23 protein-coding genes are annotated in these 26,977 nt (G+C 42.2%); 10 read left to right on the top strand and 13 right to left on the bottom strand.

Annotated features, from left to right (window positions below; genetic code table 11):
* Positions 1 to 44: 44 nt before the first annotated feature.
* From ACOQOA_RS08850 to ACOQOA_RS08840, 3 genes are all read right to left on the bottom strand, one after another.
* Positions 45 to 611 (bottom strand): hypothetical protein, encoded by a 567-nt coding sequence (locus ACOQOA_RS08850; RefSeq protein WP_420548282.1) that lies wholly within the window; start codon positions 609 to 611, stop codon positions 45 to 47.
* Positions 612 to 808: 197 nt separating this feature from the next.
* Positions 809 to 1,804 carry a hypothetical protein gene (locus tag ACOQOA_RS08845; protein WP_420548281.1) on the bottom strand — a complete coding sequence of 332 codons (996 nt, stop codon included), beginning with the start codon at positions 1,802 to 1,804 and terminating at the stop codon, positions 809 to 811.
* A gap of 110 nt (positions 1,805 to 1,914) precedes the next feature.
* Positions 1,915 to 2,931, bottom strand: a complete 1,017-nt coding sequence (locus ACOQOA_RS08840) for a hypothetical protein (protein ID WP_420548280.1) — start codon at positions 2,929 to 2,931, stop codon at positions 1,915 to 1,917.
* A gap of 352 nt (positions 2,932 to 3,283) precedes the next feature.
* Here ACOQOA_RS08840 and ACOQOA_RS08835 point away from each other — a divergent pair, with 352 nt between their 5' ends.
* The 5 genes from ACOQOA_RS08835 (at position 3,284) to ACOQOA_RS08815 (ending at position 8,249) form a co-directional block, all read left to right on the top strand.
* Positions 3,284 to 3,766: a hypothetical protein gene (locus tag ACOQOA_RS08835; protein ID WP_420548279.1), complete on the top strand. Its 483-nt coding sequence runs from the start codon at positions 3,284 to 3,286 to the stop codon at positions 3,764 to 3,766.
* Between the two features lie 23 nt (positions 3,767 to 3,789).
* Positions 3,790 to 4,683 carry a lytic transglycosylase domain-containing protein gene (locus ACOQOA_RS08830; RefSeq protein ID WP_420548278.1) on the top strand — a complete coding sequence of 298 codons (894 nt, stop codon included), beginning with the start codon at positions 3,790 to 3,792 and terminating at the stop codon, positions 4,681 to 4,683.
* Between the two features lie 143 nt (positions 4,684 to 4,826).
* Complete coding sequence (locus tag ACOQOA_RS08825) at positions 4,827 to 6,329, top strand: hypothetical protein (RefSeq protein ID WP_420548277.1); 1,503 nt, start codon at positions 4,827 to 4,829, stop codon at positions 6,327 to 6,329.
* 1 nt (position 6,330) lies between these two features.
* Positions 6,331 to 6,882 (top strand): hypothetical protein, encoded by a 552-nt coding sequence (locus tag ACOQOA_RS08820; RefSeq protein WP_420548276.1) that lies wholly within the window; start codon positions 6,331 to 6,333, stop codon positions 6,880 to 6,882.
* Positions 6,879 to 8,249 carry a hypothetical protein gene (locus ACOQOA_RS08815; RefSeq protein ID WP_420548275.1) on the top strand — a complete coding sequence of 457 codons (1,371 nt, stop codon included), beginning with the start codon at positions 6,879 to 6,881 and terminating at the stop codon, positions 8,247 to 8,249. Before ACOQOA_RS08820 ends, ACOQOA_RS08815 begins: the two co-directional genes overlap by 4 nt.
* Positions 8,250 to 8,260: 11 nt before the next feature.
* Here ACOQOA_RS08815 and ACOQOA_RS08810 read toward each other — a convergent pair whose 3' ends face one another.
* Positions 8,261 to 8,728, bottom strand: a complete 468-nt coding sequence (locus ACOQOA_RS08810; protein WP_420548274.1) for a hypothetical protein — start codon at positions 8,726 to 8,728, stop codon at positions 8,261 to 8,263.
* A 319-nt stretch (positions 8,729 to 9,047) separates the two neighbouring features.
* On the opposite strand from ACOQOA_RS08810, the gene carB reads away from it, so the two are divergent.
* The 3 genes from carB (at position 9,048) to greA (ending at position 14,800) form a co-directional block, all read left to right on the top strand.
* On the top strand, positions 9,048 to 12,323 hold the full coding sequence (carB, locus tag ACOQOA_RS08805; RefSeq protein ID WP_420548273.1) for a carbamoyl-phosphate synthase large subunit: 3,276 nt from the start codon (positions 9,048 to 9,050) through the stop codon (positions 12,321 to 12,323).
* 283 nt (positions 12,324 to 12,606) lie between these two features.
* The gene (locus ACOQOA_RS08800; protein ID WP_420548272.1) at positions 12,607 to 14,034 is read left to right on the top strand and encodes an alanine/glycine:cation symporter family protein; all 1,428 of its coding nucleotides are present in this window, start codon (positions 12,607 to 12,609) and stop codon (positions 14,032 to 14,034) included.
* 289 nt (positions 14,035 to 14,323) lie between these two features.
* Positions 14,324 to 14,800 (top strand): transcription elongation factor GreA, encoded by a 477-nt coding sequence (greA, locus tag ACOQOA_RS08795; RefSeq protein ID WP_155153496.1) that lies wholly within the window; start codon positions 14,324 to 14,326, stop codon positions 14,798 to 14,800.
* Positions 14,801 to 15,193: 393 nt separating this feature from the next.
* Here greA and ACOQOA_RS08790 read toward each other — a convergent pair whose 3' ends face one another.
* The 4 genes from ACOQOA_RS08790 to ftsE are packed head-to-tail and all read right to left on the bottom strand — an operon-like array spanning position 15,194 to position 18,192.
* Positions 15,194 to 15,922, bottom strand: a complete 729-nt coding sequence (locus ACOQOA_RS08790) for a lysophospholipid acyltransferase family protein (RefSeq protein WP_420548271.1) — start codon at positions 15,920 to 15,922, stop codon at positions 15,194 to 15,196.
* Between the two features lie 47 nt (positions 15,923 to 15,969).
* Entirely contained in the window at positions 15,970 to 16,590 is a 621-nt protein-coding gene (locus ACOQOA_RS08785) for a YdcF family protein (RefSeq protein ID WP_420548270.1), read from the bottom strand.
* Between the two features lie 2 nt (positions 16,591 to 16,592).
* Positions 16,593 to 17,483, bottom strand: coding sequence for a cell division protein FtsX (locus ACOQOA_RS08780; RefSeq protein WP_420548269.1), 891 nt, complete (start codon positions 17,481 to 17,483; stop codon positions 16,593 to 16,595).
* 4 nt (positions 17,484 to 17,487) lie between these two features.
* On the bottom strand, positions 17,488 to 18,192 hold the full coding sequence (ftsE, locus tag ACOQOA_RS08775) for a cell division ATP-binding protein FtsE (protein ID WP_420548268.1): 705 nt from the start codon (positions 18,190 to 18,192) through the stop codon (positions 17,488 to 17,490).
* Positions 18,193 to 18,580: 388 nt separating this feature from the next.
* On the opposite strand from ftsE, the gene ACOQOA_RS08770 reads away from it, so the two are divergent.
* Entirely contained in the window at positions 18,581 to 19,849 is a 1,269-nt protein-coding gene (locus ACOQOA_RS08770; RefSeq protein WP_420548267.1) for an MJ0042-type zinc finger domain-containing protein, read from the top strand.
* A gap of 85 nt (positions 19,850 to 19,934) precedes the next feature.
* Here the strand turns inward: ACOQOA_RS08770 and ACOQOA_RS08765 are convergent, their stop codons facing one another.
* The 4 genes from ACOQOA_RS08765 to argH are packed head-to-tail and all read right to left on the bottom strand — an operon-like array spanning position 19,935 to position 25,341.
* Positions 19,935 to 22,424 (bottom strand): DUF4175 domain-containing protein, encoded by a 2,490-nt coding sequence (locus ACOQOA_RS08765; RefSeq protein WP_420548266.1) that lies wholly within the window; start codon positions 22,422 to 22,424, stop codon positions 19,935 to 19,937.
* A 53-nt stretch (positions 22,425 to 22,477) separates the two neighbouring features.
* Entirely contained in the window at positions 22,478 to 23,767 is a 1,290-nt protein-coding gene (lysA, locus tag ACOQOA_RS08760) for a diaminopimelate decarboxylase (RefSeq protein ID WP_420548265.1), read from the bottom strand.
* 39 nt (positions 23,768 to 23,806) lie between these two features.
* Positions 23,807 to 23,935: a hypothetical protein gene (locus ACOQOA_RS08755; protein WP_420548264.1), complete on the bottom strand. Its 129-nt coding sequence runs from the start codon at positions 23,933 to 23,935 to the stop codon at positions 23,807 to 23,809.
* Positions 23,936 to 23,955: 20 nt separating this feature from the next.
* Positions 23,956 to 25,341, bottom strand: a complete 1,386-nt coding sequence (gene argH / locus ACOQOA_RS08750) for an argininosuccinate lyase (protein ID WP_420548263.1) — start codon at positions 25,339 to 25,341, stop codon at positions 23,956 to 23,958.
* Positions 25,342 to 25,506: 165 nt separating this feature from the next.
* Here argH and ACOQOA_RS08745 point away from each other — a divergent pair, with 165 nt between their 5' ends.
* Positions 25,507 to 26,079 carry a TlpA disulfide reductase family protein gene (locus ACOQOA_RS08745; RefSeq protein WP_420548262.1) on the top strand — a complete coding sequence of 191 codons (573 nt, stop codon included), beginning with the start codon at positions 25,507 to 25,509 and terminating at the stop codon, positions 26,077 to 26,079.
* Between the two features lie 6 nt (positions 26,080 to 26,085).
* On the opposite strand, the gene ACOQOA_RS08740 is transcribed toward ACOQOA_RS08745, so the two are convergent.
* A complete protein-coding gene (locus ACOQOA_RS08740) occupies positions 26,086 to 26,961 on the bottom strand; it encodes a 3-hydroxybutyryl-CoA dehydrogenase (RefSeq protein WP_420548261.1) in 876 nt (291 codons plus the stop codon).
* Positions 26,962 to 26,977 lie beyond the last annotated feature (16 nt).

Here is a 26,977-nt window from a genome sequence, read left to right as displayed (position 1 = left end):
CTGTGGGGCAAGTTTTAAGCGGCTCTTCTTATTTTTTGTGGTGCTTAATTTGTGCTCCAATATGTTTTGCGGCGCATTTCCTGTTTTAAATCTTTGCTGACATTCAGCATGGAGAATTGCCCGAAGGAGGAGGCTTCTTCGCGATTTAAAAGGGCACTCATGGTTTCTGTGAAAGAAGACCCATCGGCGTAGTATAAATCCTTACCTGGAAAGGCCGTTGTGAAGTTATCTAAAGATTTTTGGGCTGCAGCGATATCACCGCCTTTCAGGTAGTTTTGGATGGATAGACCATAGGCACGCATGCGTTCTTCGACTGCGATACCTGCGACATTTGGGCCTAAACCGGATTCACATGTCTGTACCATCTTGGCAGATGCAATATATTGACCTGCGGATTTATTGGTGCGTGCTTGTTGATCTAAGGTTAGAGCTTCGGCAATACAGTCACGATAGTCTCGCATTGCTGCAACTTCCTCAAAGCGTGCTTGGCGATAATCAATACCTTCATTGGACGCTTCTTGGGTGGTTGTTTGGCATGCGGCAAGAACTGTTACAGCCCCTGCAAACAAGATTGCTTTGGAAGTTAGCGATGATGTATTTAACTTAGTCATAATAGCAGTCCTTTCTGCATCAAATTCTTTCTGAATATGCAATGAAGGGGCTAGGCCGCTATTTTTTGACATAGAGATAAAAAAAATATTCAAATCTGTAATGAATTGGAATCTATAAATAAATTTGAATAAAATTTTTCAAAGAAAAACCCCCTAAAGAGTATTTAGAGGGTTTCATAAGTTCAGACTTCAGAATTTTACTGGAAGCGGGCAGAACCTGTTGGTTTCGTGCCTGATCCACTTGGAGATGGAATTTGTGCTTCTTTCAAATTTAAGGTGAAGTTGTTATTAGCGAATTTGATATCCACTTCGCGATCCGGATCGTATCCCATATCGATTAACAGAATACTGACCCATTTCTCCAACTTACCAAAATTGGCTTTGCTGTGATATTCATAAGTCCATTGTTGATTGTTACGTGCAATCAGATCATGGGATTGATAACCAGGAAATTCTTTGCTCATCACGCGCATGATTTCCAATGCTTCTTCAGTATTAAAACCAACTAAATTGAAAACATAGGTATCTTTTTTGGCAAGATGGCTACTGGATGTTGTATTACGTGGTTGATCATTGGCTATTTGACGCCCGTCAACCAATGCAGCGAGTTTGCGACTTAATACGCTGCCTAAATCATCTGCCAAAGGAGCTGTTTCGCGGCTGGTCACGGTGATTGCACAACTCATATCACAATCTGTTGGCGCACCAAACTTTTTCACTGGTGTATCAAAACCCGTCATATAGCTATTGTTTTTAAGATCATAAATCTCACCTTCCAAATGTGTATGCACGATATTTGAGAAGGATGCATTTTGAGAATGGCTAAACACACGAACCAAAACTAAAGCACGGGCGCGACGTGATGCAGAGGCGGAACCATTGGCCAATTTTGCAGCTTCGATAATCTCGCTTTTGGTCATGCGGTCAAATTGTGTGATACCTGCATCTGATAATACGAAATCACCATCTTTGACGGTAAAGCCCTGACGTAAAAGTTGGCGTTGAACCTTTGCGATGATTTGTTTGTGAACCAAGCTGCTTCGCGGCAAAGAATTACCACTTTCATCTTCGGCTAAAATCATAACAGGTACTGTATTACGGCCGGAGAATTCTTGGTTTTTCGGGGCACAGGCTGCCAAAAGAGACAATGCCAAAATCCCGAAAATTACTTTTGAAATGGATTTTAAAGTCATTTTCTTGTCCTTTTGAACGGCTAGTCTTTAAAGAATTAGGGTACAATTCATTTCAACAATTTAAGATGTCTTCCGCCCTTCGAGTGATAGGAAGAGCGGAAGATTAAAACTTAGTTGAAGCGTTTGGTTTCATCTTCGGAACGGGCACGTTCTGGGGTCGCATTCAGTTTATTCACTGTAATCTCATTCCCCTGGATCATAATCTCAATGTGGCGATCAATATCAAAACCCATATCGATAAGCAGAATTGTAATCCATTCTTCCAACTTGGAAGATTTTGCAATGGTCATATATTCGTAGGAACGATTGACAGAGCCTTTTGAAAGTAACTCATGACCTTTATAGCCTGGGAATTCGTCAGACATTACACCAATAATTGATAATGCTTCGCGTGTATCGAAATATTTCAAATTAATAGTATAGGCATTTGGAATGTTGCTTTCCGCGTAAGACGGGATTGAACCATTGCCACTGGAACCACCGGAAACAGAAGATCCAGATGCGGAACCATCAGTATGTAAATAATCCAGTTTCTTCGCCAAAACATTACCAAGATCTTCAGCGATAACACGTGCTTTTGCGCCTACAACTTCTGAAATACAGATGGAATCACAATCTGCCGGCGCTGGATAAGCTTGTGGGCTTAATTCAAATGTACCTAAGAAATTATTGTTGTTCACATCATAAATTTCGCCATCAATACGGGTTGTTACCTTGTTGGAGAAGCTTAATTTTTTCAATGTCGCATGAACACGGAATAGAACCATAGCACGGCTGCGGGTATTTGCTTTTGACGCAGCGTTTGCCAATTTTGCAGCCTCAATTAATTCTGTTTTTGGGCGGCGTTCTGTAATTTTCCATCCAAGTTCCACAGCCATAAACTCTTCATCCATCATGCGGAAACCGTAACGGGACATGCTGTCTTTCAAGCCAGCCATGACGCGTTTAAAGATGTCACTGGAACGTTTCACAGTAGTTGGATCAGAATCTTCCCCCATTACTAAAACTGGGATTTTGGTTTGTTGTACGGCAGCTTCCGCTTGATTGGAAAGGCCTGTTATTCCTACCGCGCCAACTGCCATTGCAGCGACGACGGATGTTTTAACCCATTTGCTCAATTGTTTCATTTTTCTACTCCAAGATTCGAGTTCAAATTTTTAATCTGAACCTGTGATGGAAGGGCTAGGATGTATTTTTTGAGCATCAGATAATTTTTTGGAAATTTTTTAATCTGCCCGCGAATTTTGCCTCGCCTTCCCCCTAATTTTTAACGACCTAAATACCTGTTAATGCCTCTATATTAATAATCTATAAAATTCAGGCAATGGTTTCTTTGTTTTTAAAAAGTAAAAAATGAAATTTTTATTTTCTAAAGGTCACAAAAAAATTCCCAAACCTTTCATTGCGTATAAGCGAAGGACGCTGGTTTATTTCAGATAACTGTCCGTTGAAGTTTATAATTAGATGGGAAATCACCAGATGGCTCAGTTCCAAACATCAAACGCTCACCATTCCGTCACTGGCGATAATGCGATGACAGAAATTGCCTTGGCTTTAGCGATGGGTTTTTTTGCCATTATGATTTTAACACTTGTTTCTATGGGCGCAGGAACCGCTGAGGTTTCACAAGCCAAACACGAAAGTAATCCTTTTGTCGCAGCAGCTTTAGCACCCGCCAAGCCAGATCAATCGGAGAATTCTTCGGCGATATCAACCGTTCAGCAAAAAGATCAATTGGTAATCTATTACCAAGGTGAATTCATAGATGCCGAGATGAGGCCGATTATGATTACGCAGATTTCTTTTGATGAACAATCACGTGTGATTTTGGCTTTGGATCCTGAATTACCAATGGCAGAAGCGATGAATATTCGTAGCAAAATTCCAACAGAAAAACTTGTGATTTCCGCATTGGATCAAAGATGGTTGACCCGTTTGTCGGCTGAATTTGGACAGAAATAAAATTATTAAGGAAGGAAAGAAAGATGAAACCCTTAGCATCTAGAAAACCTGAAAAAGATAAACATCTTTTTAGTGCTATTACAGGTGTGCTTGGCGCATTGTTGATAGGTTTTGCAATCACTATGAGTTTTGTTGACAGCGCTTTTGCTGCACGCACAAATGGTGGTTACACGAAGAATGAGATTAAGCAGATCATAGTTCAGGAAGCTGAACGAGATGGTGTCGTACCAGTTGCATTGGCATTGGCGGTGGCGCGTGTTGAATCCAATTTCAATACTATGGCAAAAAGTCATGTTGGTGCGCGCGGTGTGATGCAAATTATGCCGGCGACCGCAAAAGGTGAATTCGGTGTCGCGGCAGATCAATTATGGAATCCACGTTTAAACATTCGACTGGGTATCCGCTTTTTGCATCAGCTTTATAATCAATATGGCAATAAATGGGATTTGGCTTTGTCTCACTACAATGGCGGTACTTTGAAGGGGCGCGGCGCAAATGCTATTGCCCATAGTTACACCCGTAAATATGTAAAGAAAGTTACGAAGTTTTGGCGTCAATATGCCCGTAGTGAGATTGTATTGGCCAGCGCTGAAGTAAAAGCTGCCATAGCTGGTTCAGCAAGGTCGGAACGCTTCACTTGGGAAAAACAAGGTTCAACTCATTTTGCAGATACTTATTGGTTATTAGAAGAGCCAAAGACAGACCGTAACTGGCGTGAATATTTGGAAGCGGCAGATCGTATCTTGGAAGGTGAACTTAAAGAGGAAAAAATCTTTGACGGATATGGCTATCTATCTTCTACTGATGGTCTATCAAATGAGAGTTCAAATTTTTCGACATTGCGTAAAAAGTTCCAAGACAGCTTAAAACGTGTGAATTCCCAATTGAATGTCAATGAAAAGAAGCGCTTTATGTGAGAGTTGAAACCTCAAGATAATCTTCTTAAGATAAAAAGGTTCGTGATGATTAAGGGGATCGCGGACCTTTTTTGTTTTTACTTCAACAAGTTTATAGCAAATTATATGGTAATTGAGGTTTTAAGGGGAATGGGTCTTTAGGGATGAACTCAAATTTAAATACAGCTAGTTTTTATGGCTATGGTGGCGTCAGCGATTCATTGGCAGGTATCTTTGAAGCCTTAGCAGATCAAGAAGGACTGAATGGCCGCCGATATCGACAAGCTGATATTTGGGCTTTACTAAAAGATGTTGCTGAACGTCGATTTGCATCCGGGATATATGAGCTGTGTCATTTGCTTCGTGGTTTTGGAATTCTGGATCGTCGTGGGGAAGCGGTAAATGTTTTTTGGATGGCAGATCCCGCAACGCCATCTGGGTTTCGATCTGTTTTAGCAGCCCATGAAAATTCAAAACGATTGTCAGACGGATTTTATATTGAAGGTAATGTGCTGAATTTCAGATATTCTGACAATAAAGAATTCGAAGTTAAAACGGGGCGTATGCCATATTTGGCAGCATTATTTGATTTTATGGTAAATGCGATCGGTTTTGTTGAAATGCAAGATGATCTTGCCAGACTTAGAAAACCTGATCTTACTCATCGTGAATTATCCGATATTTCAAATAGCCTATTTTCTAAATGCTATGCTTTTTTAAGTGAACATCTACCTTCTTCTCAAGGGCAGAAAAAGATGCGTCATATCTTGACTTTCTTAAATGGCTATTTAGGGGAAGGGTTCGATTTAGCTGAAATTAATGACGAAACAATTATGGCCTTTTGGGAGGATCAAGATTTATCAAACGGGTCTGACGCATCTGATTTTATTCGTTTTACAACGGTTTTTGATGATTTCACCCGATATGCGCAAGCTATTCGTGAAACTCTCTCAAAACGTGACGTAAGTGACGCCAAGATTTTTGGAACCGAAGCGCATGAAGCAAATTTAGATCGTATTGGAGGAGAAGGACTGAGCGTTGCAGAAGAAGGAAATAGTATTCTTGAATTGCTGCAAGAAGATCCTTTGGATCAAGTGAAGTTTATTGGTAAAAAAGATTTAGACCATCTTGCAGATATACTTGATCGAACCGAAGAAATATCCCGTTGGGCTCTATCTTATTTGCGCTCCGTAACTTTTGGGCAAGGGCAAGCTCGTATTAGTCAAGGATTGAGAAATAAGCTGAATGCTGATCGTTTTCAGGCTTTATGTGAAGATAGCAGTAAAACAAACTATGAAGATCAACTCGTCATTGGGCAAAAGCTGTCGAATAGCTTGCGAAACACACAGTTAGCCAGTCTTTATGTGGTGAATAACATAGGTGCCAAAGAAAATTCTGATGAAACGATTGAATTAGATTTTGAGTTACTAGGAAAAGCGCGCAAAGCCTTCCATAACATTAACAGACAAGGATTCCAGGATTCCGTTCTTGATGATCCAACAATGGCTGACCTGTTTGAACAAGGGGCTGATTGCTTGGGTTTGATTCATCGGAAATATGATCGGGTTCTAAAAGCAATACAACAAGTAGATGCGTCTTTATGTTATGATGAGGATAAGCCTCGTTTTGCAGCACGTTTCTACAGAATTTATGGAGGACATGCATAACATGTCTTGGAATTTATTAAATGAAGATGAAAAGCGTAGAACTGAAGAACGTTTTTCGGGTTTATCTGTAATAGATGGCATTCGCCGACAAATGATAGATGAAAACCGTGAACGTCGTTATGGGTTTGGCGATGTCTATCAATTTGCAACTGATGCGAATATCGGTATGACGTCGGGACTTCAAAAGGCGTTGAAGCAAGACGAAAAATTGCAATCGGCATTAGACCAACTTCTTTCTGAGCGCGTAATTTATCAATTCCCAAGAGCAGCAGCAGCGAGCTCAGGTGCGTTGGCAAGTAGAGAAGGGGATGGATTTACCATTCAGATTAAGCATTCTCGTGCACAAAGCGGACAAGTTTATATTATATTGAAAATGGAAGATGCCTTTCAGCAGGCGCCGACAGCGATCACGTTGAAGTCTGGTCAGGGTGAATATTTGAAAAAAATCTTACCGTTATCTGTTGACGGTGTTTTCCAGTTTTTGGCGGAAGAAGAAGATGACTTTGTCAAAACTCTCCGGGATGCTGCTTCTGAGGTATTCTTGAACTCATGAAGACCCGTATTTTAATCGCCACAAGTGAAGGCCCATCTGAAATTCAAAGTCTGGTTTCTGAGGATCCGGATGTAGCTTGTGCTGTTTGTTTGAATGGATCCACAGAAGCATTACCGATTACGCGTGGATATCATGCCTTTGTGCGCAAACCCACTGGGGTTATTGAACGCATGACCGGACATAAGTCTTATCGTATGGATGTGTCGGCAAGTATTACAAATGGGGAAAGTTGGCAATTGGGTGTCTATCTGGCACATGCTTTGATGGAAAAAAACGAACTGGCTATGCAGGGAGAGGCGGCTGATCAGGTCTGGCTGGTGACTGGTGCCGTGAATGCACGGGATGAAGCAGTGCATAGTGTTTCTCATATTCAACAAAAATTAAATCATGCGGCAGATTTGCTGAAAGAATTAAGAATGAAGGGGGCAAAGGTTGGTTTTGTTTTACCGGTAGAAGATATACCTCAGTTGGAAAATGATTTTGATATTCCTGTATTACCGGTTGAGATGGCATCTGAGATGATTTCAGGTGCTCGAAAAGATAAAGCTTCAACGATTTTGGATAAGGGGCAAAGTAAAAAAATTGTGTTTGGCAGTATTGTGACTGCTATGGTTGCAGCGGGTAGTGTTTTAGCCTATCAGACAGGATATTTGGATCAGTTTATTAACCAAGATCGGTCGGAAGAAGTTATATTTGCCCCTACGAAGGAAGATGTGAAAAAGGCAGAAGTAAAAGAAAATCTTGAACCGATCACGCCTGCAATAGATTCTAATATGGTTGAAACCGGTACAATATTAGCTGGAGGTTGGGCATCTTTACCGGCTGAAGAAGTTTTAACGCCCGACAAAGATGATAAAGACATCAAAGAAACTTCCGGGCAATTGTCTCAACAAGACGAAATGCCTACGCAAATAGTGAAACCAAGTCAGCTGAAAGATCAGCTTGCATTTCAGTTATTTGAAATGAAAACAGCAGATGGTGGAAGCTGTGCCGGGCGGAAATATCGTGATACGTCATTGACGGCTTTTGAAGTTAACGCAGCCTTTAATCAAGATTGGCAAGATGATCCTGATGTATGCGGTTTAAGGATTTTGATGAAAAATCTCTCTGATATTGCTTTGGCTTTTTCTGTTTCTATTTCTAGTAATAATCATGATGTTATTCGAAAAAGTGATCTTTTGGCTGATGATAAAGTTGTATCGTTAGATGAAGGTCAGGATTTTATCTATGAAATGGGTTTGTCCTTATTTAGAAGCGGCAATTATAATTTAGCCATTGTGGCGACAGATGCTAATAGTGATGCAAGTATTACTAAAAATATTTCTGCAATTGGTTGGGCAGAGGGAGCTTCTGCAAAGTTCCAATAACGGATAGCAACTTATTTCTTAGATCTCTTAAAGAAGCTGCCTAATGATTTTTTTTCTTTAGAGGCTTCTTCCTCTCGTTTGGCATCTAATTCTTTTTGCCGTTTTGCTTCTTTAATTTCATATTCTTCGCGTTCTTTACGATTTTTCAAATATAGGAGGCAAGCATTTAGCGCATTTCTAATTGCTTTCTCATCGTCATATCTTGCAAGGGCTGAAATGCACATTGAAATGGCATGTTTTCCATCCACATCAGGATGTTTACCCATATGTTTTTGGAGTTCTAGGATACGTTTTATTCGTGCTTGAGCTTCACGTAGGCCTGCATGCAGAATTTTCAATTCTGCATCTTTTTCATTTATTGCTTCCAGGCGCGCCGCTTTTTCTTTTTCCTTCCGTTGGAAGGCGTCCATTACGGTTTCTTCATCTTCCTTGTCGGAATTTTCTGCCTGGTCGTCTGTTTGATCTTCTGCATCACTCATAAAAAAAGCTCGTTAAAATAAGAGTTTTCTCCACTCTTACTTTCTAAATTGCACTATAAAATATAACGCAGCGACTTTATCAATCAAGGTTATGATAACGCATAAACAATGCCATTTTGAGTTTTTTTCTAAAATAATTGAAAAAAATTCCTCAGACATCTGGTCAAATGCTGCTAATTGCTGTACATCACAGCCGCTTAGGGCCTTGTATTCTGAACTTATTCAGAATTTTTAAATAGGCGCTAGGCATGACTGCACCGGGTTGGACTTGAAAATTCCCAATCCATAGACTTTGACAAGATAAAGAGCAGATACCGCCATGCCAAAACGTACCGATATAGACTCCGTAATGATTATTGGGGCTGGTCCAATTGTGATCGGTCAAGCCTGTGAATTTGATTATTCCGGGACCCAAGCTTGTAAAGCCTTGAAAGAAGAAGGTTACCGCGTAGTGTTGGTGAATTCCAACCCGGCAACTATTATGACCGACCCGGGCACTGCTGATGCGACTTATATTGAGCCGATTACACCAGAAGCCGTTGCAAAAATTCTTGAGCGTGAAAAAGCGGAACGACCCAATGATAAATTGGTAGTTCTCCCAACAATGGGCGGGCAAACAGCCTTAAATACAGCATTGGCGCTGGAGGAAAACGGTACGCTTGATCGTTTGGATATTGAGATGATCGGTGCAAATGCAGATGTGATTGATAAGGCGGAAGATCGCCTGCGTTTCCGGGAAGCAATGTTTAAGATTGGTTTGGATTGTCCAAGATCGGAACAAGTTGAAAGTTTTGAAGAAGGTATGGCATGCCTTGACTATGTTGGCCTACCAGCAATTTTCCGTCCTTCTTTTACTATGGGAGGTACTGGCGGTGGTATCGCTTATAATGTTGAAGAATATAAAGCCCTGCTTGAAACAGGTTTAAAAGCGTCTCCTGTGAACTCTGTCTTGGTTGAAGAATCTGTACTGGGTTGGAAAGAATACGAGATGGAAGTGGTTCGCGACCGCGCGGATAACTGCATTATCATCTGTTCCATCGAAAATGTTGACCCGATGGGTATTCATACAGGGGACAGCGTGACAGTGGCCCCAGCTCTGACATTGACCGATAAAGAATATCAAATCATGCGTAATGCTTCTATTGCGGTTCTGCGTGAAATTGGTGTTGAAACTGGAGGTTCTAACGTACAATTCGCGATCAATCCTGAAAATGGCCGTATGATCGTGATTGAGATGAACCCGCGTGTATCTCGTTCTTCTGCTTTAGCATCTAAAGCGACCGGTTTCCCGATTGCGAAAATCGCTGCCAAATTGGCGTGTGGTTATACATTGGATGAATTGAAAAACGATATCACAGTTGTGACGCCAGCCAGCTTTGAGCCGACAATCGATTACGTTGTAACCAAGATGCCACGTTTCACATTTGAGAAATTTGCAGGTGCGGAACCATTACTAACTACTGCGATGAAATCTGTAGGTGAGGCAATGTCCATTGGTCGTTGTTTCCAGGAAAGTTTTCAAAAAGCGCTTCGTTCCATGGAAACAGGCCTGACAGGTTTAAACGAAATCCATATTCCAAATGCGGTAAACGAAGACGGTAGTATGAATGAATCTGCGATCCGCGCCGCTATTTCCCGTCCAGAACCGGATCGTATCTTGAGCATCGCCCAAGCAATGCGTCATGGTATGGATGATGAAACCATTTATCAGGCAACTAAGGTTGACCGTTGGTTCCTTGAACAAACACGTCAATTGGTGGATGCGGAAGAAGAAGTTCGTAAAAACGGTCTACCAACAGATCGACAAGGTCTGTTGCGCTTGAAGAAACTCGGTTTCTCTGATGAACGTTTGGCGGAATTGGTTGGTAGCGATGCCAATGATGTTTTTGCAAAACGTAAAGAATTGGATGTGAAGCCAGTCTTTAAACGTATCGATACTTGTGCTGCGGAATTTCCTAGCCAAACATCTTATATGTATGGCTGTTATGAAGGAGACGGTTTCTTCGAAGCGGAATGTGAAGCCGATATTTCCGATCGCAAGAAAGTTGTAATCCTTGGTGGTGGTCCAAACCGTATTGGTCAAGGTATCGAGTTTGATTATTGCTGTGTACATGCGGCTTACGCGTTGTCTGACACAGGCATTGAATCCATTATGGTGAACTGTAACCCTGAAACAGTATCTACGGACTATGACACATCCGATCGTTTGTATTTCGAACCGCTCACAGCGGAAGATGTAATTGCCTTGTGTCAGAAAGAGCAAGAATCTGGTGAATTGCTTGGGGTGATCGTTCAGTTTGGTGGCCAAACACCATTGAAACTTTCCCATGCCTTGGAGGCAGCGGGCATTCCGATCCTTGGGACATCTCCGGATGCGATCGATTTGGCGGAAGACCGTGAACGTTTCCAAAAAATGCTTCAAGAATTAAACTTGCAACAACCACCTAACGGTATTGCAACAACTGAAGCACAAGCCGCAGAAATTGCAGAAGAAATAGGTTATCCTGTTGTGATCCGTCCATCTTATGTATTAGGTGGTCGTGCGATGGAAATTGTTCATAGTCGCGAACAGCTTGAGCGTTATATGGGAACCGCGGTGAAAGTATCCGGTGATAGCCCTGTCTTGATTGATTATTACCTGAAAGATGCAATCGAAGTTGACGTGGATGCGCTTTGCGATGGCGATACAGTTTTCGTTGCGGGTGTCATGGAACATATTGAAGAGGCAGGAATTCACTCTGGTGATAGTGCTTGTTCCTTACCACCATACTCTTTGTCCAACAGCGTGATTGAAGAGATGAAACGTCAAGCGGAAGCAATGGCTAAGAAATTGAATGTTGTCGGTTTGATGAATGTTCAGTTTGCGGTTCAAGGTGAACGTATCTTCATCCTTGAGGTGAACCCGCGTGCATCCCGTACTGTACCATTTGTGGCAAAAGCAACAGGCCTTCCGGTTGCAAAAATTGCAGCACGTATCATGGCAGGTGAGAAATTGGTTGATTTTGATTTAGAGACCAAAGCGTTGAAAGATCATATCGCGGTGAAAGAAGCTGTTTTCCCGTTCAACCGTTTCCCAGGTGTTGACGTTATGCTTGGCCCTGAAATGCGTTCTACAGGTGAGGTGATGGGCTTGGATAAAGACTTTGCCATGGCCTTTGCGAAGGCGCAGCTTGGTGCATCTGCGAAATTGCCAAAAGAAGGTACTGTCTTTATCTCGGTAAAAGATTCCGACAAGGAAAAAGTTCTGGATGCGGCAAAACTGTTGGTTAATGAAGGTTTGAATATTCTTTCTACAATCGGAACTGCGCGTTATTTGAATGAAAATGGCGTAGCCGCAGAGGCTATTAATAAAGTCGTAGAGGGTAGCCCACATATTGTTGATGCAATGATCAATGGAAAAGTTGATTTGGTGTTTAATACAACGGAAGGTCAGCAGTCATTGCAAGATAGTTTGTCTTTACGTCAAACTGCTTTGAAACAAGGTTTACCATATTATACAACTATGTCTGGCTGTCATGCGGCGGCACGCGCTATTCAAGCGTTGCGTGCACAAGATATCGAAGTAGCACCTTTGCAGAGCTATTTTGTTGGTTAAGTTTAGTGAAGCTCATTGAGTTAACTTAAAACTGTTTCTACGAGCATGTATGATCGCATGAAAAACCCTCGCATTTGCGAGGGTTTTTTTGTGAGCAGATTGCACATGGCTTCTCACGAAATTTCTTTATTGAGTTCTACGAATATTGATTCGCCTTCTAATTAATTGCGTTTATTAGCGAACATGTATATACAAATTATGTGGGGTTTGCTTGGGATTAATCGTTTCTGATCCAGGCAAAATGATGAATATGTAATCATTATTAGGAGTTAGGGGAATACAAATGGAATTTCTTGAGACAATTTTTGGAACCATTGGTGACCTCACATGGGGATGGTCATTAATTCCGTTCCTCGTCGTTTTGGGTCTATTTTTTACCTTCGCCAGTGGCTTTGTACAGTTCAAATATTTTGGCCGAATGTTCCGTGTTTTACAGGGTAAAAACCAAACCGGGGATCCAAATGCCATTACAGCACGTGAAGCCTTATTGCTTTCTGTAGGGGGTCGTGTCGGTGGCGGTAATATCGCAGGGGTCGCCGTGGCGATCACTCTTGGCGGGCCGGGTGCGGTTTTCTGGATGTGGGCGATCGCTATTGTTGGTATGGCAACCAGTCTTGTTGAATGTTCTTTAGCGCAATTATTTAAAGAACCTGCGGAAGACGGCACCTTTCGTGGTGGTCCAGCACGGACTATTTTACACGGTCTAGGTAAAGATTATCGATGGCTTGCCGTTCTTTATGCGATTTGTTTGATTGCGGCTTTTGGTATCGGCTTCCCAGCCTTCCAAGGTAATACAGTTGCAGGTGCTGCACAGGACAGCCTAGGTATCGACCGTATGATCACGGGTGTCGTACTTGCATTGGGTACGGGTATCATTGTTTATGGTGGTATCCATCGTATTGCAAAAACTTGTGATGTGATTGTACCGATTATGGCTCTTGGCTATATCTTCATGGCCTTGATCGTGATCGTGATTAATATCACTGACGTTCCAGCTGTTATTGGTATGATTGTTTCCAATGCACTTGGTTTTGAAGAAGCTGTCAGTGGCGGCATGGGCGCAGCCATTGCCCAAGGTTTACGCCGTGGGTTGTTCTCTAATGAAGCTGGGCTTGGATCTGCACCAAACGTAGCAGCGACAGCTGATGTGCGTCATCCAATCAGTCAGGGGATTACACAATCTTTCTCTGTATTCATTGATACAATTGTAATCTGTTCTTGTACTGCTTTCGTTATCTTGTTGGGTGACGTGTATGTTGCCGGGGCGCAGGATGTAAACGGTGTGGCACTGACACAGCAATCTCTTGTTTCTCATCTTGGTGAGTGGGCACAATACTTCCTGACAGGTGCTGTATTGTTATTCGCATTTAGTTCAATCATCTATAACTACTATCTTGGTGAGAATGCGATGACCGTGATGACGAGAAGTAAGGTTGCATTAAATGTGTTTAAAGTTGCGCTTGTTGCAATTGTTTTCCTTGGTGCTGTTGCACCTGCAGCTACATCAGTCTTCTTCTTCTCAGATCCAATGATGGGCATTCTTGCGATTGTCAACTTGTTGGCATTATTGATGCTTTTCCCAATCGCAAAACGTCTTATCGTTGACTTTAGTGCACAGCTGAAAGCAGGCGTCGACAGACCTGTTCTGAATCCTGATGATTATGCTGATCTAGATATTAATCGTGAAGTCTGGAATGGTAAGGGTGAATAAATAGGACTAAAACGTCCGTGAAAAATATATCCTCCAGGGTGGTTTGTATCTGAATGTTAAATCAGATTTCGAACTCACCTTGGAGGAAATATACGAGATATTTTCATTCCATATACTGATATCTTGTAATTTTCTTTCAGATGAACTATCTTAATAATATCAAATCAGGAAGATTTCGAAACAAGCCGTGGAATTGATGTTCCGCGGATGTTTTTTTTTGTTCTGATTGTAAAGAGAAAACCGTTGTATACGATATGTAACAACATCAATTGGTGAAGTGGAATAGGTCATGGTTGATAAAGTACCCGTGACATTGAAGGGTTACGAAACTCTTCAAGCAGAATTGAAAAATTTGAAATCTGTTGAACGTCCAGCTGTAATTCAGGCGATTGCGGAAGCGCGCGAACATGGCGATTTATCCGAGAATGCGGAATATCATGCTGCCCGAGAAAAACAGAGCTTCATTGAAGGTCGCATTTTGGAATTGGAAGATAAGACCAGCCGTGCCGATGTGATTGATCCGTCTAAAATGGAGGGTGAAACCATTCGGTTTGGTGCAACAGTGACCGTTGTTGATTGCGATACTGATGAAGAAAAAGAGTATCAAATTGTTGGTGAATTGGAAGCCGATATCAACAATGGTAAAATTTCTTTGGCATCACCGTTGGCAAAAGGCTTGATTGGCAAGTCGGCAGGTGATGCATTTGAATTGCACACACCTGGTGGTTCCAAGGAATATGAAATTGAAGAAGTAAAATACATTTAAGATTTTAATTCTGATAGATGATAGAAAGCCCTGCAATTGCAGGGCTTTTTTGTTTTCGTGATTAAATTATCCACATAATATTAGCGATAGCCTAAACAATAGAAATAAACCCTGATTTTGCTTAGGAATTTAATCAATAATTTGATCTATAGAAATCCGGGGATTATGCGAATATATTGATTGAAGGTAATAATATTGTTTTTCTTCAATATGTTGGGATGTTTTTTAAGTAATTTTCAGTATCATATAAATTTTTCATCTTAAGAATAATTCTTAAGGCACTGAAAAATGGTGTTTATTTAATAATTTGTAATTATATGACTTTTTACCCACAAAGTTATCCACAAGTGATGTGTAGGCAAAATTCTGAAAATTAGAAACGTAAAAGCTTTATTAGAAGCCGCGGTTTTCAATAATCTCTTCTTCGATACGCGTATTTGCTGTCTCAATACGTTCTTTAAGTAAGTTCATAAATTCACGTCTTGGTAGGCCGGGTTGAATAGGTTCAAGATATTCGATTGTGATTGTACCAGGTGTTTTTCGAAACGCATTTCGGCCCCAGAATTGACCTGAATTGAGAGCAACAGGTACAACAGCTACGTTATTTTGGGTATAAAGGCCTGCAATACCTGGATGATAGGGACGATCTTGGCCCGGTGCAGTTCGTGTGCCCTGTGGAAAAATAACCAGCGAACGATTATCGTTTAGGAGGGTATGTGATTGTGTGACCATATCCTTTAATGCGCTTGCGCCAGCTTTTCGATCAACTGCTACGCAGCCCATTCTGCTTAGATAACGGCCGAAAAGTGGAATGGATAGCAATTCCTTTTTTAAGACATAGGCCGAATCAAAATGTAGATAATGCATCGCTAGTGTTTCCCAGGCACTTTGATGTTTCGCGGCAATAATTGCGGCGTCTGCAGGTAAATTTTCTTTTCCAATGACTTTATAATCTATGCCAGCAATGTATTTCGCTAACACCAAACATCCACCTAACCAATAATGGGCTACATAACGAAGAATATTCCGAGGCATAAATAGGAATGGGACAGAGATAATACACATCAAGGCCATATAGGCATAAAATAGGATCAAAAATAAAAAAGATCGGATCGCTATCATAAGGGATTTACCTGTCAGCAAAGTTAACAATGTTAATAATCTAGAGATTAGTCTTTAGCAGTGATTAAACGGGTTAGCAATCTGCGGATAGGGATGAAAATGGTTTTGTTATACTCCCCAATGATTAATAAGCTTGTACCAGGCCATAAATACCAGTCATTTAGCTTTACATGATCTGGATAAACGGGATGTAAAATGATCTCGGTATTAGGAAGAACATATTGTAACTCCATTAAGCTACGCGGCATATGATAGCCACCCGTAATAAGGCGCATGGACTTAAAGCCTTGTTCATGCATCCAAAGAGCCGTTTCCATAGCGTTGCCTTGAGTGTTATCGGCTTCATATCCAAGTGTGATACAGCAGTCCAATTTGGAGGGAGTTTCTCGGGAAAGACGAAGGAGTTCTTCTACATTGACAGCATGATGTACGCCGGAAACGAAAAGCTTATCCGCAAGACCACGTTCAAGGAGATCAAGACCTTCTTCTAAGCGTAAGGTGCCTCCTGTCAGCACAACAATGGCATCAGTTTTCCGATCTGGAGTTTGAGGCGTCTTAGGAATGCTATCGATGAACCAAAATAACCCGACAATCCATGATGCAATGATCAGGATACCGAAGGCCAAAGTCTTTCGTTTGCGGCCCTTATTTCTCCTGAGCAACGGCATGTTTACATGATTTTCTGTAATGTGGTTAAAACAGTTCGCCTTGCGGCATACATAGCAATGAACGAAGCAATTGGGGCAATAGATCCCAAAATAACCAATTGAATTGTATCTAAACCAGGTAAGGTGGATAGGTTGCTATCGCCTGTCAGGTCATTAGCCATCTCGGCGAGCCCCCAAATAACACCGAAAGACAGAATAGCCCCAATCATGGCGCCTTTCAAAGCAGCCCAAAAGACATGGGATTGAAATTGACGTGCAATGAAAGAATCTCTGGCGCCAATTAGATGAAGAACTTCAATAACTTCGTTATGTGCAACTAATCCGCCGCGTGTTGCAAAAACAACCATAATAACGCCAGATAGAGTGACGAGAGCTACAACAGATAATCCGACGAGGCGTAGGATATTTAATAAGCCAATCATGTGATCGCGCCACACGTCATGGCTATCAACAATCGCACCGGGTGAGATTGCACGTAAACGTCTGTTTAATTCTTCGAAATCCACCAGCTCCAAATCATCGATTTCAGCCTCTATAAGTTGGGGGAGAGGTAAATTTTCCGGATTTATATTATCCCCAAGCCATGGGCTGAGTAAGGCAATGATCTCTGAGTTTGGGAGTAGGCGTACCTCACCTAAGCCTTGTGTTTTTTGCACGGCTTCAAGAATATTTTCTGTTTTTGCAGCTGTTTCAATCTCACTGTCACCTTCAAGCGGTGGGATTTGAATGGTCACAGCACCTGATAAACCTTTGTCCCACATGTTAGCGAGACCTGTTAAAAGCATGCTTCCAGATGTTGCAAGAACCGCAATAAACACAAGAAATCCAACCAACCAAGGCATTAACTTGGTGGATGGATCAGTTGAGAGTGGAAGATGATCAGTGCGCGCCATGACTTTATCTACCTTCTTCCATCGGTTTGGGGCGATTAAAACCGCTTGCTGATGGGGGAACCTCCAATGTGCCGTTTTCTATATGCATGACCGGATGCCCAAAATGATCAATCAAATGTTGGCTATGGGTAGCGATTAAAACTGTAGTGCCGTGTTTGTTTAATTCCTGAAATAAATACATCAGGCGTACGCCCATCTCATCATCCACATTTCCGGTTGGCTCATCGGCAAGTAGAAGCTTAGGTCTTGAAATAATAGCACGTGCAATCGCAACACGTTGTTTTTGTCCACCAGATAAAGTACGCGGTTTCGCATTAATATGATGGGTTAGGCCCACCCAGTCTAAAAGCTCGCTAACATATTTTTGAACCTGTTTTTCAGGTACGCCAGAAATACGTAAAGGCAAAGCCACGTTATCAAAGGTAGATAGATGATCTAAAAGGCGAAAATCTTGAAAAACCACACCAATTTTACGGCGTAATATTGGCAGTTTCTCTCTTGGTGTGGTGGCGAGATCTTTATCAAAAATATGAATAAGGCCACGACTAGGTCGGTACGCCAAATAAAGTAAGCGGAGCAAAGAAGATTTCCCAGCACCACTTGGGCCCGTCAGAAAATGAAATGAACCTGGTTCCAGCGTAAAGGTGATGTCGCGCAGAATTTCTGGCCCCGCACCGTAACGCATACCAACATTTTCAAACCGAATCACTTGGTCCAAGCTCCTGATAGTAAGTTTTGTAAACTGAACTTAACAAATAGGGTTACCCAATTCCCAATAGAAATCGGATAACAGGATTTTCTCTTTAGGGCAATGCTGCAATATATTTGATAGCGAAAGAATAGGGCGAAATCTAGGCGTGAAAGCAGGGGAAACATACATGCTCTTAAGAATAATGGATGTGAATTAATAATTTCGATAGTGGAATCAAGGCACTTAACAAAATTTTAACGCTGTTTATCCTTGACCAGCTGCATGAATTAAAGGCATTCTATTAAAAATGTTTGTAGATTTTATTCGGCTTTTAATGACTGGGGATTTAAAGGTGATCAAGAATAAAGTCCTGCTTAATTCTAATTTAGGGTAGATAGCACGCGCTATGATTCTGGCTTGTCCTAATTGTTCAACAAAGTTCCGTGTGCCTGATAACGCAATCGGGCCACAGGGTCGTGTTGTTAAATGTGCAAAATGTGCTCATAGCTGGAAAGCCACAACGGATGATGCTGTCGCCGATGCTCCTGCTAAGAAAGTAAGTGCGAAACGCCCGACAAAACGTGTGGTTAAGAAGGCGGCTTCGAAACGTCCTGTTGCCGCTGCACCGCGCCCGGCGCCACCGCCACCACCACCACCTCCTCCTCCCGTAGCCTCAACTCCGGAACCTGAAGATGATCCTGTTGTTGAAGATATTGCAGCAACAAATGAAGATGTTGATGATATTTTTGCAGAAGCAGCGGCTGAAGCTGGTGTTGATGACGTAATTGAGGAAACATCTGTTGAAGAAGAAGTTGCTGCAGAAACAGCCATAGAAGATTCTGTGGAAGAGGAAGCTGAGGCAGCACCTGCGAAAGAAGTTCCATCTACACCTGTGACAGATGTTGGCATGAGTGCTGACGGACTGGAACAAGCATTATTGGCGTTAGCATCTGCAGTGGATGCAAAAGAACGTGGTGATGATGAGGAAGAGATAGAGATGCCGGATATGGAGGAGATTGCTTCCAAAGATCCGGAAGAAACTGCTGCGGCTCTCGATGAGGCACGTGATAAAGCTGGTATGCCAAGCTTGTCTATGGATCCGCCACCAATTCCTCCTCGGAATATGAAGAATGTCAAAGTGAAGCGTGTTGTTAAGAAAAAAACACGTTCGCCAATGAGAGCTTGGCTTATTTTCCTCTTCTTCTTTGCTATGGTTGTTGCGCCACTATTAATTTTTAATAAAGAGATTACAAAAAGCTTCCCTCCGGCTAAAAAGTTATATGCGTTAGTTGGTATCCATCCAGATATTGTTGGATTTGGGTTGGAATTACCTGACCCTGTTTTTGAGGTTGAAACAAATGACCAAGATCAAACATTGATCATTCGTGGTGAGGTTGTGAATACGACTTCGGAAACAGTCCGTATTCCGTTTTTAAATGGTGTCTTGCTGAACACAAACAAAGAAGAAATCTATTTCTGGTATTTTGAGACAGAAAATCCAGAGGCTTTACCAGGTGAATCAGTAAAATATGAATCTCGTTTGCTCAATCCGCCGCCTGGTGGTGTGTCCCTTGAATTAACTTTCGCGACAGAGGCCGAAGTCGCCCGCGAGATGGAAAAGGAAGAGATGAGTTCAGAAAGTGATGCTGAACAAACATCTGAAGAAACCCAATAATAGAAAATATATACGTAATTATTATGAAGGCACTCTTTAATACAGAGTGCCTTTTTTATGACGGGATTAAGTGAGGTAAATGGGTTTAAAATGGTTTTAATAAGCGTTCGATATAATCCAGTTCTTCATTTTCACGCGATTTATCATTAAACCTACGACGAAGTTCTTGTTGAATAGAACGGGCGCGTCCCATTTGGGAGGCATTAGGCACTTTAGTGCCTTCACTACTGTTGCTAAGCGGATTAGGCATATTACGTCCAAAAGGGTCACGTCCCTTACCTTGTGGTGAAGTTTCTGCAGAAATGGATTGTTGGTTACTATTCATAAAACGTTCAATAATGCTTTCTTCCATCTGATTAAGCGCTTGTTGTAGAGCTTCAATCGCTTTGCCCTGAAGGTCTGAAGCCTGATGATTATCTCCTTGTTCCAAAGAATGGGTTGCGGCGCCCATGGCATTTTCGCTTTCAATAAAACTTTGGGGAGCATCTTGTTGCATTAGTTCTTTATATTCTTGTCGCAGCTGTTTTAGTTGCTCAGCAAGAGCGGCTTGTTCGGCGATATCTTCCGGGTTTTGGGCTTGCATATTTTTCAGAGAATTTTGAGTATTATTGTTATCAAGCTTATTGGCATCACTATCGCGGCCCATGGCACGATTGTAACTTCTTTCCATCAAGCGTTGTTGCTTTTTCATGATCTCTTCTATGTCTTGTAGCATTTCAACGGCTTGCATGGTGGTTTCCGGTAAATCTTCTTCTTCCGCCATTTGAAGATTTTCCATGATGTTCTGGATTTCAGCCAAAAGATCGCGTGCCGCATCCATCATGCCCATCTTTAAGAGCTCTCGCAGTTGTTCCATCATATCTTGGATACTTTTACTATCCATCATGCGAGAAGCATCAAGCTGTTTTTGTAACCCGGTTTTAGGTGCGTCATTTGATTGTAAATCACGTGCCAAGGCCTCCATATATTCGGCCATAGCTTGTTCCAAGGCTTGCATGAGACGATCAATTTCTTCATCGCTCGCGCCGCGATTTAACGCATCCATTAAGTCTTGCTCTGCAGATTGTAGCTTCCCTAGATTGGTAATGGCAGCTCCTTCTTCTAAATAGAGGGCAATATCCCACAGCAAGCGCATGGAATTTTGTTTCTGTTCCATACGGTCAATCGCATATAGGCGCCGTGCCGCAATATGCAAAGTCATATAAACTGTGGGGTCCTGTTCATAGGCATCGCTTTTTTCTGCCAAGGACGCAGTTCTAATGGCTTGAGGTTCCAAATCTTCATATGAATTTGATATAGCAACTGCGCGTCGAATAGCAATGATTTGACGTGCTACAGGATGTGTGAAGACACGTTGGGGTAAAGTAATGATTTGTGAGAGGGAATTGCCAATTTGATCAAGCGCATCGACTACAAACAGCTCAGCCTTAACTTGTAAACCTGCCCATGGATGTGCTGTTAAGTCAAGGAAATGACTAGAGCTTAAATCACGCTTTGTGCCATTGGCCTCAATAAGTGGTAACTGTAGGATTTGTTCAAATTCACCTTGCCCGGTGTTTTTGGTTATTCTTAAATCAATCTGTTTGATTCCATAATCATCCATAGCGACAAAAGGAATACGTAAGCTTTTCCGGTTAGTGTAAGAGATTTGACCTTTAAATTTGATTTCCGGAGGTAGATCAGGAATTAGTCGAAAGTTCCAACTTTTTATAGCTTCGCCATCAATGTGTAACTCGGCAATACCACCTTTATTGATATTGGTTGAGAGACGAAAGCTATTGGCGGTAAGTTGCTCAAACGTATCCTTTATTTTTTTTCCTTCGATATAAAATTCTGGGATTTCGTCACTATTATTGACTTGTAAAACTAAATTAGAATGATCAGGGAAAATTGTTATATTGGTTGTCTGAGCATTGTTTTGGGTTTGATCGTTTTCCAGTAGCAATGTTGCCATTCTTGTATAATCAGGTGGCGTAATCCAACCATCTACCTGTAAGGGGGGCGATGTTGGAAAAAGATTAGTTGGGACCAGACTTTCCGAAATGATTTGTTTTAATGGTTTATCATTCGCAACGGCAAATATAATGAGTAGAAAAAGACATAAAAATCTTAAAGCATAAGGATCCTTTTCCGCCCAAATCGGCTTGGCCCACCCTGTTGAGAGTTTCGGTAAAGATAAAAGTAAATTATTTTGATGTTTTCGCCAAAGCTGGTTCGTCTGGGTTTGATCCTGTAAATGTCGCGGTAGATCGTCGCTAAGGGATCGTAGAGGCCGATTTTCTAACTTATTACTATCTTCTATTTGTTTTAAGACATTTTGAAAGGAAGGTAGTCGAACATTTCTGATGAATATGACAGCTGAATAGAGAGAAGCGATAAGCAATCCATAGGAAACAAGATTAAAGAATAATCCGGGTAGCATTTCAGGAAGTGGGCTTAGGGCGAGACAAAACCATAAACTGGAAAAGAGTAAAGCAAAACGCCCCTGCCGGATAATCTCTGCAGTCATCAAGGCAAGCCATGTAACCGTGATATTCACGGGTCCAACGAAGCTTCTGACTACGTTTCTTTTCATATAAGATCGTCAGAATGACTGACGCCCATCCAAAAAAGGTTGGCGAAGGCCCCTTATTCGGATTGATCTTTTTCCAACCAAGGGGCGGTTTTGTCTAATCCTATCAGAGCTTCGTAATCTTGTCTTGGTCTGATCACAGCAAATTGATCGTCTTTCACCATAACTTCCGGTACCAAAAGACGAGAGTTATAGGTAGAAGCCATAACTGCGCCATAGGCACCAGCTGAACCGAAAGCGATTAAATCACCTGTTTCAAATTCGGGTAATTCGCGATTTTTTGTAAAAGTGTCGCCTGTTTCGCAAACAGGGCCGACCACATCGCTTAGGGAATGGATTTCCTCATTTTTTGCTTCTTCGACTGCAATGATTTCATGATGTCCATCATAAAGGGTTGGACGTACCAAATCATTCATGGCTGCATCCACGATGACGAAACGTTTTGTGTCCCCTTTTTTATCAAAAATCACTTCGGATACTAGAAGGCCAGCATTGCCCACAATAAGACGACCTGGTTCCAGCATAATTTTCTTGTTCAGATGACCAAGGGTTTCTTTTACAACTTTTGCATAATCTTTTGGCAAAGGTGGTTCCTCATCTCCATGAGAATAAGGAATACCAAGACCGCCACCAATGTCGATACGTTCTAGGGGGACACCCATATTATCCAACATTTGAACAGTTTCAGCTACTTTGGTGAATGCCGCGTGGAATGGGGCTAGATCAGTTAACTGCGACCCAATATGAACCGCGATTGAAACAGGTTTCACACCCGGCAATTCCATGGCTTTAGCATAGATTTGGCCTGCCATTTCGATATCGATACCGAATTTGTTTTCTTTTTTACCAGTGGCAATTTTTTCATGCGTATTGGCGTCCACATCCGGATTTACACGAATGGCAATATGGGCTTCAGTATCCATAGCATCTGCGACTTTAGACAAAGTGTCTAATTCTGGAATACTTTCTACATTTAATTCCAGAATCCCTTCCTCCATAGCAGCAGCCATTTCGGCTGCAGTCTTACCTACACCGGAAAACACGATACGATCTGCAGGAATACCAGCTGCCAAAGCACGGCGCATTTCACCTTCGGAAACAACATCAGCACCCGCACCTAGATTTCCTAAGGTGCGCAAGACAGATTGATTAGAATTGGCCTTCACAGCATAACAAACCAAGGTGTCCAAACCTTGTTCATCCAATGCATCCTTAAAGATTTGATAATGGCGTTCTAACGTCGCAGAGGAATAAACATAAAAAGGGGTGCCTACTTCCGCCGCTAGATCGGAAATGGATACGCCTTCTGCATGAAGGATACCTTCAACATAATCAAAATGGTTCATGGAATTCGCCTCATCCTGCCCTGGTTAGGGAATGGGAAATTAATTTGTTGTGTCTTGAGTTTGTTCAGATTGTGAAGGTGCGACAGGTGGTTGCTTCTTACCACATGCAGACAAACTACCAGCAGTTAAAAGGATCACTGTCAGTCCAATAATCATTTTGCGGATCATAGTATCTTCCTTTATTTAACTTATTTCAAAAAACGATCGCGGGCTTCTGCAGCCATCGCACGTACATTTTCCGGTGCTGTCCCGCCATAACTTGTCCGGCTGGTCACGGAAGCTTCACTGGATAGAACCGAGAACACATCTTCGGTAATGCTGGCTTCAATGCTCTGCATATCTTCCAAAGATAAATCTTCTAGGCCACATTCTTTGTTTTCTGCCAAGGCAACTAAAGAACCTGTCACGTGATGAGCATCACGGAATGGCATATTCAAGACGCGTACGCACCAGTCAGCTAGGTCAGTTGCAGTAGGGAAACCATTCACCAAAGCCGCCTTCATGAATTCTGGGCGTGGTTCCATATCTTCAACCATACCAGCCATTACTGCGACACATAGGGAAAGATTGTCAGCGGCATCAAAGGTGACTTCTTTATCTTCCTGCATATCCTTACCATAAGTCATAGGTAAGCCTTTCATCACGATCAATAGCGCGTTTAATGAGCCAATGATACGGCCCGGTTTTGCACGAATTAATTCAGCCGCATCCGGATTTTTCTTTTGTGGCATGATAGAACTGCCCGTGGTGAAAGCGTCAGACAAAGCAACAAAGCTAAATTGTTGAGACGCCCAGATAACAATTTCTTCTGCCAGACGAGAAAGATGTACAGCACTGATGGAAGCTGCTGCCAAAAATTCCATGGCGAAATCACGAGCCGCCACGCTATCCATAGAGTTACGTGTTGGACCATCAAAACCCAAAGCTTTTGCAGTCATATGACGATCTGTTGGGAAGGATGTACCTGCCAAAGCAGCAGCGCCCAATGGACATTCGTTTAGGCGCTTACGGCAATCTGCCAGACGACTACGATCTCGGCCCACCATTTCTGCATAGGCCAGCAAGTGATGACCAAATGTGACTGGTTGGGCTGCTTGAAGATGCGTAAAGCCCGGCATTACAACATCTGCATGTTTTTCTGCTTTGTTGATTAATGCTTTATGCAAATCTGCATATTGCGCATCTAAACTGTCAATCGCATCACGTAACCAAAGGCGGAAATCTGTGGCAACCTGATCATTACGGCTACGTGCTGTGTGAAGACGGCCTGCGGCATCACCGATAATTTCTTTTAAACGGGCTTCTACATTCATGTGAATGTCTTCCAGTTCCGCACTGAACTCAAATTTATCTGCTTCGATTTCTTCCTGAATTTGGGTCAGGCCACGGTGAATTTCATCACGATCTTCTTCATTGATGATCCCAGTCGCAGCCAGCATGTCACTATGGGCTTTGGATCCAAGAATGTCTTGTAGATACATACGTTTATCAAAATCAATAGAGGCATTGATTTCTTGCATAATCGCAGCAGGTCCACCGGCGAAACGTCCGCCCCACATCTCATTGGCGCTCATAGGAACTCCTCATATTCTTTTTCTTCGTGCCAGTTCTTGAATTTATACGGCCTTCACCCAAATGTGAGGGGAAGGTCTATTGATCTCATATCTGGCACTAGGTAAACATATATTCGTCAACCAAGTGACATTCAGGAACAATTCTATCTATTCAGCAGGTCAAAGATGAAACTTTTCAAAATAAAATTGTTGTTTGCCGTTTTAGCGACCTTTCTCCTGCTTGACCAGCCTATTATGCAATCTGCCCAAGCTTCTGATGCTTTCCCACCGACAAAAGGGGATATGCGTGGTTTTATCTTGTTAAAACAACGTGAGTTGGCACCAGAAGTTCCTTTCTTTGACGGCGAAGGGAATGTACGCCATATCAAAGATTTTAAGGGGCAGGTGATCTTGGTGAATTTCTGGGCGACCTGGTGTGCGCCATGTATTAAGGAAATGCCGGATTTAGATCAGTTAGAGGCCGATTTAGGCTCTGATGATTTCAAGGTCGTTGCTATTTCGCAAGACTTGATGGGGGCAAAGAAAGCTGGCCCATTTTTGCGCGATCGTTTGAAATTAGAAAATCTGGATTTGTTTATTGATAAACGCACTAAACTAGGTCGTGCCTTTGGGGTGAAAGGATTGCCTGCAACATTCCTAATTGATCGAGAAGGTTTGGTGGTTGGATATTATACAGGTCCAGCCCATTGGGCGTCAGATGACGCCAAAGCCATGATCAATTACGTGATTAATGAATAAATCGAACTAGCGTGTCGGGCGCGGTATGTCTTCAGAATAATCATAAAACCCGCGACCGGATTTACGCCCTAACCAGCCAGCTTCCACATATTTCACTAGCAACGGACATGGGCGATATTTATTATCGGCCAGTTCATGATGAAGAGTGTTTAGGATAGCAAGGCATGTATCCAAGCCAATAAAATCCGCTAATTCAAGCGGACCTAGCGGATGTTTGGTGCCAAGTTTCATTGCAGTATCGATCGCAGTTACATTGCCTACACCTTCATATAAAGTGTAGATCGCTTCATTCACCATTGGTAGTAAGATACGATTTACAATAAAGGCTGGAAAATCTTCGGAAACCGCTGTGGTTTTACCTAACTGTTTCTCAACAAAGTTGAGGCAGGTTTCAAAAGTTTCTTCTGATGTTGCCAAACCACGGATCATTTCAACCAATGGCATCGCATTGGCTGGTTTCAAGAAATGAACACCACAAAAACGGTCAGGACGATCTGTATTTGCTGCGAGGCGAGTAATGGAAATGGAACTGGTGTTGGTGGCAAGGATACATGCCTCAGTAATATGAGGGATACAATCACGAAAGATCATACGTTTGGTTTCTTCATCTTCCGTGGCTGCTTCTATGACAATGTCGCACTCTTTGAAGATTTCAAAACCAGTGCCTGTTTCGATGCGTGCCAATGAATCACGTTTCATTGTCTCGTTAATGGTACCACGTTTGATTTGTCGATCCATGTTGTTAGAAATTAAGGTCATAGCAGCCTCAATTGCTGCCGGATCAATATCCATGAGTTTGACTTGAGCACCCGTCAGTGCACAAAGATGGGCAATACCATTTCCCATTTGTCCGGCACCAACTACGCCAACTGTCCTAATCATGATAGATCCCCATTCT

The sequence above is a fragment of the Curvivirga sp. genome (assembly GCF_965219885.1).
Classification (GTDB): Bacteria; Pseudomonadota; Alphaproteobacteria; order UBA8366; family Aestuariispiraceae; genus Curvivirga.
The sequence above is the reverse complement of the archived record's forward strand: the minus strand, read 5'-3'. Positions and strand labels throughout refer to the sequence as shown.

Bases quoted from the DNA above. Each gene is read 5' to 3' on its own strand.
- ACOQOA_RS08825 (WP_420548277.1), top strand. From the start codon at position 4,827: ATGAACTCAAATTTAAATACAGCTAGTTTTTATGGCTATGGTGGCGTC.
- ACOQOA_RS08740 (WP_420548261.1), bottom strand. From the start codon at position 26,961: ATGATTAGGACAGTTGGCGTAGTTGGTGCCGGACAAATGGGAAATGGT.
- ACOQOA_RS08840 (WP_420548280.1), bottom strand. From the start codon at position 2,931: ATGAAACAATTGAGCAAATGGGTTAAAACATCCGTCGTCGCTGCAATG.
- ACOQOA_RS08755 (WP_420548264.1), bottom strand. From the start codon at position 23,935: ATGATCCGCAAAATGATTATTGGACTGACAGTGATCCTTTTAACTGCT.
- ACOQOA_RS08845 (WP_420548281.1), bottom strand. From the start codon at position 1,804: ATGACTTTAAAATCCATTTCAAAAGTAATTTTCGGGATTTTGGCATTG.
- carB (WP_420548273.1), top strand. From the start codon at position 9,048: ATGCCAAAACGTACCGATATAGACTCCGTAATGATTATTGGGGCTGGT.
- ACOQOA_RS08770 (WP_420548267.1), top strand. From the start codon at position 18,581: ATGATTCTGGCTTGTCCTAATTGTTCAACAAAGTTCCGTGTGCCTGAT.
- ACOQOA_RS08815 (WP_420548275.1), top strand. From the start codon at position 6,879: ATGAAGACCCGTATTTTAATCGCCACAAGTGAAGGCCCATCTGAAATT.
- ACOQOA_RS08850 (WP_420548282.1), bottom strand. From the start codon at position 611: ATGACTAAGTTAAATACATCATCGCTAACTTCCAAAGCAATCTTGTTT.
- ACOQOA_RS08765 (WP_420548266.1), bottom strand. From the start codon at position 22,424: ATGAAAAGAAACGTAGTCAGAAGCTTCGTTGGACCCGTGAATATCACG.
- ACOQOA_RS08745 (WP_420548262.1), top strand. From the start codon at position 25,507: ATGAAACTTTTCAAAATAAAATTGTTGTTTGCCGTTTTAGCGACCTTT.
- ACOQOA_RS08810 (WP_420548274.1), bottom strand. From the start codon at position 8,728: ATGAGTGATGCAGAAGATCAAACAGACGACCAGGCAGAAAATTCCGAC.
- ACOQOA_RS08780 (WP_420548269.1), bottom strand. From the start codon at position 17,483: ATGGCGCGCACTGATCATCTTCCACTCTCAACTGATCCATCCACCAAG.
- ACOQOA_RS08835 (WP_420548279.1), top strand. From the start codon at position 3,284: ATGGCTCAGTTCCAAACATCAAACGCTCACCATTCCGTCACTGGCGAT.
- ACOQOA_RS08785 (WP_420548270.1), bottom strand. From the start codon at position 16,590: ATGCCGTTGCTCAGGAGAAATAAGGGCCGCAAACGAAAGACTTTGGCC.
- greA (WP_155153496.1), top strand. From the start codon at position 14,324: ATGGTTGATAAAGTACCCGTGACATTGAAGGGTTACGAAACTCTTCAA.
- ACOQOA_RS08820 (WP_420548276.1), top strand. From the start codon at position 6,331: ATGTCTTGGAATTTATTAAATGAAGATGAAAAGCGTAGAACTGAAGAA.
- ACOQOA_RS08790 (WP_420548271.1), bottom strand. From the start codon at position 15,922: ATGATAGCGATCCGATCTTTTTTATTTTTGATCCTATTTTATGCCTAT.
- argH (WP_420548263.1), bottom strand. From the start codon at position 25,341: ATGAGCGCCAATGAGATGTGGGGCGGACGTTTCGCCGGTGGACCTGCT.
- lysA (WP_420548265.1), bottom strand. From the start codon at position 23,767: ATGAACCATTTTGATTATGTTGAAGGTATCCTTCATGCAGAAGGCGTA.
- ACOQOA_RS08800 (WP_420548272.1), top strand. From the start codon at position 12,607: ATGGAATTTCTTGAGACAATTTTTGGAACCATTGGTGACCTCACATGG.
- ACOQOA_RS08830 (WP_420548278.1), top strand. From the start codon at position 3,790: ATGAAACCCTTAGCATCTAGAAAACCTGAAAAAGATAAACATCTTTTT.